General features: G+C 40.0%; 12 protein-coding genes. 4 read left to right on the top strand and 8 right to left on the bottom strand.

The annotated features are described in order from the left end of the window. Window positions 1-304 precede the first annotated feature (304 nt). Window positions 305-445 (bottom strand): hypothetical protein, encoded by a 141-nt coding sequence (locus tag QL229_RS16855; RefSeq protein ID WP_167350231.1) that lies wholly within the window; start codon window positions 443-445, stop codon window positions 305-307. Between the two features lie 324 nt (window positions 446-769). On the opposite strand from QL229_RS16855, the gene QL229_RS16850 reads away from it, so the two are divergent. Then, window positions 770-1,618 carry a YegS/Rv2252/BmrU family lipid kinase gene (locus tag QL229_RS16850; RefSeq protein ID WP_235383896.1) on the top strand — a complete coding sequence of 283 codons (849 nt, stop codon included), beginning with the start codon at window positions 770-772 and terminating at the stop codon, window positions 1,616-1,618. 54 nt (window positions 1,619-1,672) lie between these two features. On the opposite strand, the gene QL229_RS16845 is transcribed toward QL229_RS16850, so the two are convergent. Further along, the gene (locus tag QL229_RS16845; RefSeq protein ID WP_135923129.1) at window positions 1,673-2,602 is read right to left on the bottom strand and encodes an EamA family transporter; all 930 of its coding nucleotides are present in this window, start codon (window positions 2,600-2,602) and stop codon (window positions 1,673-1,675) included. A 101-nt stretch (window positions 2,603-2,703) separates the two neighbouring features. Between QL229_RS16845 and QL229_RS16840 the strand changes: the two genes are divergently transcribed. Then, entirely contained in the window at window positions 2,704-4,146 is a 1,443-nt protein-coding gene (locus QL229_RS16840; RefSeq protein ID WP_135923130.1) for a PLP-dependent aminotransferase family protein, read from the top strand. A gap of 62 nt (window positions 4,147-4,208) precedes the next feature. Here QL229_RS16840 and QL229_RS16835 read toward each other — a convergent pair whose 3' ends face one another. Further along, a complete protein-coding gene (locus QL229_RS16835) occupies window positions 4,209-5,009 on the bottom strand; it encodes a YggN family protein (protein ID WP_138557892.1) in 801 nt (266 codons plus the stop codon). Window positions 5,010-5,401: 392 nt separating this feature from the next. Here QL229_RS16835 and QL229_RS16830 point away from each other — a divergent pair, with 392 nt between their 5' ends. Next, window positions 5,402-5,590 (top strand): hypothetical protein, encoded by a 189-nt coding sequence (locus QL229_RS16830; protein WP_036974357.1) that lies wholly within the window; start codon window positions 5,402-5,404, stop codon window positions 5,588-5,590. Window positions 5,591-5,646: 56 nt separating this feature from the next. Here the strand turns inward: QL229_RS16830 and QL229_RS16825 are convergent, their stop codons facing one another. From QL229_RS16825 to QL229_RS16815, 3 genes are all read right to left on the bottom strand, one after another. Continuing rightward, complete coding sequence (locus tag QL229_RS16825; RefSeq protein WP_135923133.1) at window positions 5,647-6,129, bottom strand: glutathione peroxidase; 483 nt, start codon at window positions 6,127-6,129, stop codon at window positions 5,647-5,649. A 186-nt stretch (window positions 6,130-6,315) separates the two neighbouring features. Beyond that, a complete protein-coding gene (locus QL229_RS16820) occupies window positions 6,316-6,615 on the bottom strand; it encodes an AzlD domain-containing protein (RefSeq protein ID WP_135923134.1) in 300 nt (99 codons plus the stop codon). Then, the gene (locus QL229_RS16815) at window positions 6,612-7,319 is read right to left on the bottom strand and encodes an AzlC family ABC transporter permease (RefSeq protein ID WP_135923135.1); all 708 of its coding nucleotides are present in this window, start codon (window positions 7,317-7,319) and stop codon (window positions 6,612-6,614) included. Before QL229_RS16815 ends, QL229_RS16820 begins: the two co-directional genes overlap by 4 nt. Window positions 7,320-7,633: 314 nt before the next feature. On the opposite strand from QL229_RS16815, the gene QL229_RS16810 reads away from it, so the two are divergent. After that, window positions 7,634-8,284, top strand: a complete 651-nt coding sequence (locus tag QL229_RS16810; RefSeq protein WP_135923136.1) for a cytochrome b/b6 domain-containing protein — start codon at window positions 7,634-7,636, stop codon at window positions 8,282-8,284. A 60-nt stretch (window positions 8,285-8,344) separates the two neighbouring features. Here the strand turns inward: QL229_RS16810 and QL229_RS16805 are convergent, their stop codons facing one another. Together QL229_RS16805 and QL229_RS16800 are read right to left on the bottom strand one after the other, a co-directional pair. Continuing rightward, window positions 8,345-8,797, bottom strand: coding sequence for a cytochrome c (locus tag QL229_RS16805; protein ID WP_135923137.1), 453 nt, complete (start codon window positions 8,795-8,797; stop codon window positions 8,345-8,347). 350 nt (window positions 8,798-9,147) lie between these two features. After that, window positions 9,148-9,618, bottom strand: a complete 471-nt coding sequence (locus QL229_RS16800) for a DUF2721 domain-containing protein (protein ID WP_135923138.1) — start codon at window positions 9,616-9,618, stop codon at window positions 9,148-9,150. Window positions 9,619-9,713: the final 95 nt, after the last annotated feature.

Genomic DNA, 9,713 nt, shown 5'->3' with positions numbered 1-9,713 from the left:
GGATTTGAACCCTAGAGGGGCTACAAACCCCTGCCGGTTTTCAAGACCGGTGCATTCGACCACTCTGCCATCTCTCCACGTCGTGATGCGAGAATAATACTTAGCTGAATCGGCTGTGTAAATAGGAAAAAGTTTGTTTGCTTGTTTTTTGAGCGTAATAAGGGCGTTTTTTGTAAAAAGGTTTAATTTTTTGCTGTTTTTGACTTAAAAGAAGAGGGATGGGGCAGTAAACGGAGGAGCTAAAGAAGGATCTTCGTTAGTGGTTGGTTGTTTACTGCACCGATAAAGTAACCATGGTTGGGGATTACTTGTGTTGTACTGCGCCGCCAAGTGCTAACTTTTTGCCGTAGCGATTAAGCTTTGCCAACATTTTTGCTTTGCGGTTTGTTGGTTTTACGGCAACATGAGCTGCTGCGTTTTGGTTTAATGTATTAATTGGGTTCATTACTTTGCTCCGGGTTGTGTTTGGTTGAAAACGTGAGTATTTTGCAACCAAACTGAACAAAAATAAAACGATAAAAATTGAGTCTGCCGGATAACTTTTTCTAATCCGAAAGTCTTTTATTAACATAGGGTTAAGTTTTTATATCTGCAGAGGTTTGCATGCTTATGCAGTTGTTTTTGTGTTGAAGTATCAGTAAATAAAAGGTTTTTAATTGTTGTTACTTTGATTTATGCGTTTTTAGAGTAAGAAAGTGACTAATTATTCAGATTAATATAATTTGAACGAGTGTGGTGTTTTTACCATGCAAGAAAAGAAGTGCCATTAATGTTGATAATAATAAAGCCAAGTGACAAAAAAAATCATAAAAATAGTGTTGATTGGCTACTAAAAGAATGTAAAAAAAGACAGATTGAGCCTGAGTTATATTTAACCATAGGCAATTTTCTTCAAGATTGCGCTAATATTGCCCTTTTAGCTAAAAGCCAGACACAAGTTGTGGTAATTGGTGGTGATGGGACGCTACATTTAGCTGTTAATGCATTAATGACGAGCGATTGTTCTATCGCCTTAATTCCTGCAGGTACTGGTAATGATTTTGCTCGCGGCTTTGCGCGCAAGCAGCAAGCTTGGCATGACGCTGTTTTCAATAGCCGTACTGAGCTCATTGATATTGGGCAAATAAATCAGCGTTATTTTATCAATGTAGCGGGGATAGGTTTTGATGCTGAGGTGGTAACTCAATTAAACAAAGCCGGAAGTTTTAGCTCGTTTGGCTACACTTGGCAGGGTATCAAGCAGCTATTTTCATTTCAGGCACGGTCACTTCAGGGTGAATTTAATGGTAGACCACTTAGCTACAGTAATTTAGCTACGATTTTTGCCAATCATCATTATTTTGGTGGTGGCTTAAAGATTGCTCCTCGGGCAAAGTTAAATGATGGTCAGCTTGATTGTTACTGCATGCCAGCAGATGGTTTGTTGAAAAACCTGATTAGCTTTTTATATTTACTACTTGTGAAACATCATAGTTTAAAAAGGCTGAAATATACCTGTTTAACAACTGCGGAAGTAACCACCAAAGGGCTTAGTATTGAGGCTGATGGAGAGCTCGTTGGTTTTACACCAGCCAAAGTTAAGGTGCACAAACAAGCGCTTCGTTTTCATGTGCCATAAAAAAGCGCCGGCATATTTTGCCAGCGCTTGGTGTTAGAGGTGACCTTGCCACATCTAACTGGGGACGGAGCTTTTTTGCTGTAGGTTACGTGCAGCAAAAAATGCTTTAATTTGTCGAGTTGGAGTTAGCACGATAGCATTACCGAATAACACTAGGCTAAAGCCCATAAAGGTATTCGCTTGCCATTCGAATCCTTCAAATAAGGTACTTAATACCACTGCAACCAGTGGGAATAATACGATTACGTAGCTTGCGCGCTCAGGGCCAATATTTTTAAGTAGTGCGAAGTAACAAGCAAATGCGATTACGGTACCAAACACAGCTAAATAGAAAAGCGATACCCAATAACTGGTTGGGGCATTTAATGTAAGCTCAACATCGCTTACTAAAACATACGCTGCTAGGCCTAAAGCGCTGTATAACATACCCCAGGCATTGCCCTGAAGTACGCCAATGTTTCGCTGAGAGTTTCGAACACTGACCATATTACCCAATGAAGCCACAAAGGTCCCAGATAGCGCAAGTAGTAACCCGACCAATGCACCATTACTCAAGTCGAATTGCTGAATTTGTGGCCAAAACAAGCTGGCAATACCCATTACGCCGAGCAGAGCACCAAAGTAAATTCGTTTCGCAATTGGCTTTGCGAAAAACAAGCGGGTGTTAATAATGTTCATCAATAACAACATCGAAAAGGCAATTGAAGCCATTGCTGAGGTAAGGTAGTTCTGCGCCCAATACAGTACTAAATAATTTAAACCAAAGTTAAATAAAGCTAATAATGCAAAAAAGCCGTGATCACGCAGTGAATATTGCATAGGAAGTTTTTTTACGAGCACAAAGGCCCACATTAAAATGGCTGCAATGGCAAAGCGATAAAATAAAGAGACCTCAACAGCGACATCACCCAGTTGAAACTCAATAGCAAGCCAAGTCGATCCCCAGATCAGTACTGTAGCAAGGTAGAGAGCAGCGCTTTTCATAGTTAGTACCTAAAAATTGAAAGTATGTTCATTTTAAATCGCTTCTGTATACTTAACATATACAGAAAACTAGAAATGCAACCTATACAGTTTGGTGGGCTATGTCACAAGTAATCAGTCGTAGTAACAGTGAGTTCTTATATCAACAAGTTATTCAGTTAGTTAGAGATCTTTGTTTGCAAGGCTCGTTATTACCAGGTGAAAAATTACCTTCACTCAGAAAAATGGCTGACAAGCTTAATATTAGTATTCCGACGGTAAAACAAGCGTATCAATTACTTGAAGGACAGGGGCTCATTGAAGCCAGAGAAAAGTCAGGTTACTTTTTAAAGTCTTCACAATTAAATCAGTCGCGGCCAAAGCGAGTCAGGCTGAGTCGAGAACCTACCACAGTCAACAAACAAGGCTTAATAGAACAAGTATATAGCGCTATCCACAAAGCTAATGTGGTGCCATTTGGTATTGCCAATCCTGTGGCCGCTGCACCGACAGATAAAGCATTGGCACGAACAATGCGCCGAGTAATGACATTAGCTGGCGCCTCGGCAATTAATTACGGTCCGATGGATGGCTTTGCACCACTTAAAAAACAACTCATTCATCGTTATTTAGACTTCGGCATTGGGGTTGATAGCGATGAATTAGTGATCACCAATGGCGCTCAAGAGGCGTTGGCGATAGCCCTTAAGTGTGTCGCTAAACCCGGAGATGTTATTGCTATCGAGTCGCCTTGCTATTTTGGCATTATCGAATTAATTGAAAGCTTAGGTTTAAAGGCACTGGAAATACCGCTGTGTCCTGATGAAGGAATATGGCTAGATGACTTGGCTCAAGCACTCGATGAGCATGATATAAAAGCGTGTGTATTTTCTACCTCATTAAATAACCCAGTTGGCAGCTTTATGCCTGATGCCAAGCGTGAACAATTGGTGGCATTGTTAGAGCAGCGCGATGTCGTGCTTATTGAAGATGATGTTTATGGCGACCTACATTTTACAGCTAAGCGAGCGACTCCTGCACAAGCTTATTCAAAAAAGGGTTTAGTGATCACCTGCGCGTCATTTTCAAAAACAGCTGCGCCCAGTTACCGTATTGGTTGGATCATTGCCGGTAAGTTTGCTGAACAAGCAAGGCGCTATAAAAGGGCGCTTAGTTGCTCTGCGCCACTTATTAATCAGTGGACCTTGTATGAATTTATAGCCACTGGCGAGTACGATCGTAATATTCGTTTACTAAGACAGCGCTTAAGTACCAACAAAGAGCGTATGATCTGGTGTTTGCAGCAGCACATGCCAAGTTGTGCACGCATAAGTAACCCGCAAGGGGGTTGTGTTATTTGGGTTGATCTTGGTAGCCAATATGATGCGGTAAAATTATTTCATTTGGCACTTGAGGCGGGGATCAGTATTACTCCAGGGCTGATATTTTCAGCGGGTAAAAAGTACCGTAGTTGTTTTCGCTTAAGTTATGGCTTGCCTTGGTCTGAAAATTTAGAGCAGGCGATTAAAACGTTATCGCAACTTACTGTGCTGGCCAAAAAATAAAAAAGCGCAGAGCAAGCTCTGCGCTAAAGGACCAAGTGTTTTGGTTCAGGGATGTTAATTCATTACTCTGCGTTTTGTTTGAAGATAAAAAGTTGATACTCTTTTAGTTCTGGTACTAGCGCCACTAACTCTTGCTCTTTATGAGCGATATCAGCAAAGCTGCCGCATAATGCATCTGCACGTTCTTCAAGTTGAGCTGCCTGTGTTTCAACGCGCGCTTCTATTTGTGCGCCCATGTTTTCCATACGTTGTTCAAACTCATTCATGTCGCCACCCGAACCTAAAAGTTCAGAGCCTAGCGCGACCAAAATACTGCCCATTGACTGCATCATGGCTGATTCAACTGCTGATTCGATTTGCTCATCGAATTGGTCTTCAAAGTTTTGACCAAATTTTTCAAAATTTTGCTGACCCATTGTGAACGCACCTTGTTGATAGAAGGCGTTTTGCACTTCTACGCTGATATCGTCCATTAATTCTGAAATGTCGTTTAGGCCGTCAATGTTGAAGGCTTTTGACACTTCTTCAATTGCTACGCCTGCTATTTTTACGCCATCAAGTGCGATATTTGCGACTTCAGGAAGTTGGCTGCGTAAGCTGTCTGAGTAATCTGCAATTGCTTGCTGTTGTGAAGCATCAAGCGATACGCTTTGACCATCGATATACAAAATGTGCTGATCGATGATTTTCATAGAGCGATTATCGGCTGTGTATACTTCTAACTCGCTTGGTGTGATGCGTACATCATTTTTAAATTCAACATCACATTGCTCACCACTGAATGAAATATTTGTATCATTATCGTTATGAGCCATTGCGCTGGTAGCGATAAATAAAGAACTTACTAACAATAACTTTTTCATTTTTTTCTTTCCTGTTTGAAATGACATTTAGACATAATCAAACTTAATGCCAAATTTATATTTTTATTTTATTTCATAGGGTTATCATTTTATTAAGTGTAGTTAGAAGTTATGAGGATTAAATTTTTAACTAAAATTTGGTCAAATTAACTAAAAAATAAACATGCATAAATGGGTTTTATCGAAACGATAAAAAACTCTCACTTTTCAGAATCCGAATTTAGCGCTATTTATTCACAATATTGACATATCACCCATTTAGCATGGCGATATGGCTTTATTTTGGTGGTTTTTTACATACTAATTAATCACTGAGCTTTTTAAACTTTGCCAATTCACAGAGCAAACTTTAAATTTGTGAAATTGGTCTCAAACACTTTATGGAGTGGGTTGTGGGTAAGACATTTAGTTATGATGCGCTAGATGACGATTTTGTTGAAGACGAGTACGAAATGGTTGGGCGTAATCAACATGACAAAAAAAAGCAACGCGTTAAGAAGAAGCTAGAAGATTATCTTGAGCAAAAACGCTTACGCAGAAACTTAGGCGAAGACGACTTTGACGAGTACATGAACGACTAAGCATAAATTTAAATAAAGAGGCATTTTGCCTCTTTATTGCTTATTGGCATGTGATTTTATTTGTTTAATGCAGCAATAATCGCAGCTTCGATCTGCTCTGGTTTTGTTAAAGGAGCAAATCGTTTAATAGCTTTGCCATCTTTACCAATTAAAAACTTGGTGAAGTTCCACTTTATTTTGCGGGTAATAAACCCAGGTAACTCTGATTTTAGGTATCTAAAAACTGGGTGGGCATGTTCGCCATTTACATCGACCTTGCTCATCATCAAAAAGCTAACGCCATAGTTAATTAGGCAGCCTTCTTTTATTTCTTTAGCATCTCCCGGTTCTTGCTTACCAAACTGATTACATGGAAAGCCGATAATGACGAGACCTTGATCATGGTATTTTTCGTGGAGTGCTTGCAAGCCTTCATACTGAGGGGTAAAGCCACATTTACTCGCCGTATTTACAATTAGAACGACTTTATTTTCAAAGTCATTAAAATCAATAGTTTGACCTTGAAGGCTGGTGGCACTCAGTTGATAAAATTCACTCATAGGTATCACTTATTATTATTGTTGAATTAATTCTAACCCGCTTTAGAGAGGTATAAAAGTATAAATTTTAATCACACTTTATACTTTATAGCCAACTGTGAGCAGTGTTAGAGTTGATGTCAGTTTTTTAAACTCAAAGTATGTTGCTCTGAAAGGCCAAAACTACAAATTTAGCGACAAAAAAGATTAACTTAAAATGATAAATAGCCCCATGCCTGCAAGCGTGGTGTAATAAATGTTATGTGTTTTATATGCGACAATAATGGCTAATACAGCCGCACTTAAATAAGGGTTTTGCCAATCTAAGTTAATCTCTCCCTCATTTATAAAGACGATGGGTACCCAAATTGCGGTAAGTACCGCTGGGGCGCTAAAACTTAAAAATTGCTGCATTTTCGGGCCGACTTTAAACGGTAATGCGCGGTGTAAAAATAAGTAACGAGTGAAAAAGGTAATACACGCCATCAATAAAATGGTGGTCATCATAGTGTATGCTCCTCTTTTGCTTGCCAGCGACTAATTAAATAACCTACTGTCATGGCTATTAGCGCTGCAGTCACTAACCATAGCTGAAAGCCTTGGCTTTTTAAAAGCGTAGCGACAACGCCAGCGGTGAGCACAGTAGCCAACGTAGCAAGGTTCTTTACACCAGGAATAACTAAGGCAATAAATGTGGCAGCAATGGCAAAATCAAGCCCAAGGTCTGTTAAGTCAGGCAGTAAGCTACCCGCGACTATGCCAAGCAAAGTCCATATATTCCACGCAATGTAAAAACTAAACCCTGCACTGAGCGCGTAAATAAGGCGCACTTTTGTTCGGTAGGCTTTGCGATGGTGCGAAAACGCAAATAATTCATCTGTGAGTACAAAGCTAACAGGAAGGCGCCAACGAAAAGGTTGATCAATGACTTTGTGGCGAATAGCTAAACCATATAGAAAGTGCCGCGAGCTAATAATGAGTGTGGTAAACAATATAGTAAGCAAAGGGGTATTGCCGGCCATTAATTCAATTGCGACTAGCTGCGCGGAGCCTGCAAATACCAACAATGACATAGCTTGTGTTTCTAAAGCACTGAAGCCATTTTGGACGGCTAACGAGCCACATAAAATGCCCCAAGGTAACACTGCAAGGCACAAGGGGAGCATGTCGAAAAACCCTTTTAGTAATGCTCTTATTGTTGATTTATGCATTTTATCGCTCATGTTTGTTGTTGTGGCTCAGATCAAAACAGCTGAAATAGAGGTGTGTCAAAATAACTGAAGTTTGTAATAATGTATAGCCGAACCCGTTGCTGAAATTCAGTTCTGCAAGTTATGATACCAATCCGCAATAATACTTAATCATTTTGAGGGATTAAACCTGTCGCTATCTGCGTTAAAAATTTCTGATTTAGAACAACTAAATAACGAAATTTTTGCCTTGCTATCTACGAGGTTTTATTGCCTCAAAATAGATCACTTAATTAAGCGAATTGGTATAAGCATCTTTTAAAGGGGAAGTTACAATGTCGAAAGTTAAAGTATGGGATGGCTTTATAAGAAGCTTCCATTGGTTATTAGTTGCGGCCATCGCAACACTCTATTTTAGTGCTGAAGAGGGTATGTTAGAGCTGCATTTTGCAGCAGGCTACTTCACCTTGGCGCTGATTATTACACGTCTTGTTTGGGGGCTTATTGGTAGCAAAACAGCAAAGCTCTCTGCACTTATTCACTCACCTGTTGCTGCAATTAAATCATTTACAAGCAATGAGCATAAGGCAGGTCATGGTGCGGCGGGCAGTTATATGGTGATTGCATTTTTTGTTTTAATACTTGTGCAGTTAACCTCGGGACTTATGACCAGCGACGATATCTTAACAGACGGCCCGCTAGTCGCACATGTATCATCAGATACCGTAGAATTTGCGGGTTGGTTGCATCATTTGAACTTTGATATTTTGTTGTATGCCATTGTGTTGCATGTATTGGCAATTGTGATTTACCGCATTAAGGGAAAGAATTTAGTCAAACCTATGCTAACGGGCAGTAGCGACCAGGTTTCAGTCACTGAGCCTGTCACTAAATCACCTATGCTCGCTTTTATTATTTTTGCTGTGTGCTTAGTGGTGCTATTTACAACTTGGGGTGCAGAGCCGCTCAGTTATTTGCTTGGGTAGACTTCTCAAGATAATAAAAAGGCGCTTATCAGCGCCTTTTTAGTTTACATAATTACTAGACTAGTCTTTGAAAGACTTATGGCAATCTTTACAGCCTTTAGCCCATGCGCCAAATGCTTTACCAATTACTTTTTCATCGCCACTCTGTGCTGCAACTGCTAGTTCATCAGCATATTGTTGGAAGGCAACTGCTTTTTTCATAAAGGTTTCGTTATCGCTCCATACAGCAGCAAGTGCAGATGTATCGCCTTTATCAGAACCCGCTACAAAAGCTTCCCAAGGCATTTTTGATAGTGCAGCTGCATTGTTGGCACGCTTTTGAAAGCGTTCAGCATCAAAAGGTACTTTTCCTTTTAGCATATCGCCCATGTCACCAATTTGTACGCGGATCATTGAAAATGCTGCCTGACGATACTCGATTGCATCACTTGGTTCTTCAAATACAGAATTTGCTGATGCGCCTAGTGCCATTGTAGATAGCATTGCACCTAATACTAATTGTTTTAATTTCATTCCTTTTGCCCCTTAAGATGTCATAAAAGTAAACTAACTGAGTTGTATCTTAGCTCAATATAATATTCAAGTGTATTGCGGTTTACTAGGGCGTATTTACCTTTGTGGATTAAATTTGTTCACTCTAGGTGCGATTTAATCGCGGCGCGAGATTTGTAACCTAGTGGGCTAAGTAAAAATCGAGCAACAAAGAGTTAATCGCCCCTAGGAAGAACCCGAAGGGCAGCGCGTGTTTGGCATTGATGCTGCGTTATCGCCTATTTATGTGGAACAACCACACTACATAGGCTCTGCCTTGCCTAAATACCAAACACACTGCTGCAAAATTAATCATAAAAGGTCAATACGCCCTAATCATTTATATCAATATCGGCGAATATCATCCCGCGGCGCATACTTCTGGTTGCTAAGAAAACCTCTCCTAATAAAGATAAAAAACCACAGATCAACAGGGCCATAGCGGCCACAAAGCAACTGGCAATTGTCACGCTTAGGTTAATAGATTGGATATGTGATAGAAATAAACACATAACCACAGCGCACACTAATAAGGCACTAAGCACACTTGCACTAAATGCAATATGGATACAGCGCGAGCGCTTTAATAACGCTCTTAATTCAGTCGTTAGAGACTTATTAAAGTCTTCATCAGTACTGACCTTTAACTTACGCTCAAGCTGCCTTGCACGGTCGGTAATGCGGGCTAGACGGTTAGATAACACACCTAATGTGGCAGCAATACCCGTAATTAAGAATACCGGGGCTACGGCTGTTTGAATCACCTTAGCCATAGTAAGAATATTAATGACCTCTGAGTTCATTATGTTTACCTTTTTGCATTTGATTCATTTACAAATATTTACAACCCATGCTTTTTCATTAAATGCTTTTAAAACAAAGTCTTGCCGGTTTTTTT

Source organism: Pseudoalteromonas sp. PAR1, from assembly GCF_947311895.1.
Classification (GTDB): domain Bacteria; phylum Pseudomonadota; class Gammaproteobacteria; order Enterobacterales; family Alteromonadaceae; genus Pseudoalteromonas; species Pseudoalteromonas lipolytica_C.
The sequence above is the reverse complement of the archived record's forward strand: the minus strand, read 5'-3'. Positions and strand labels throughout refer to the sequence as shown.

Coding starts and splice junctions, on each gene's coding strand:
- QL229_RS16835 (WP_138557892.1), bottom strand. CDS start 5,009: ATGAAAAAGTTATTGTTAGTAAGTTCTTTATTTATCGCTACCAGCGCA.
- QL229_RS16820 (WP_135923134.1), bottom strand. CDS start 6,615: ATGATGACCACCATTTTATTGATGGCGTGTATTACCTTTTTCACTCGT.
- QL229_RS16855 (WP_167350231.1), bottom strand. CDS start 445: ATGAACCCAATTAATACATTAAACCAAAACGCAGCAGCTCATGTTGCC.
- QL229_RS16805 (WP_135923137.1), bottom strand. CDS start 8,797: ATGAAATTAAAACAATTAGTATTAGGTGCAATGCTATCTACAATGGCA.
- QL229_RS16815 (WP_135923135.1), bottom strand. CDS start 7,319: ATGCATAAATCAACAATAAGAGCATTACTAAAAGGGTTTTTCGACATG.
- QL229_RS16825 (WP_135923133.1), bottom strand. CDS start 6,129: ATGAGTGAATTTTATCAACTGAGTGCCACCAGCCTTCAAGGTCAAACT.
- QL229_RS16840 (WP_135923130.1), top strand. CDS start 2,704: ATGTCACAAGTAATCAGTCGTAGTAACAGTGAGTTCTTATATCAACAA.
- QL229_RS16845 (WP_135923129.1), bottom strand. CDS start 2,602: ATGAAAAGCGCTGCTCTCTACCTTGCTACAGTACTGATCTGGGGATCG.
- QL229_RS16850 (WP_235383896.1), top strand. CDS start 770: ATGTTGATAATAATAAAGCCAAGTGACAAAAAAAATCATAAAAATAGT.
- QL229_RS16810 (WP_135923136.1), top strand. CDS start 7,634: ATGTCGAAAGTTAAAGTATGGGATGGCTTTATAAGAAGCTTCCATTGG.
- QL229_RS16800 (WP_135923138.1), bottom strand. CDS start 9,618: ATGAACTCAGAGGTCATTAATATTCTTACTATGGCTAAGGTGATTCAA.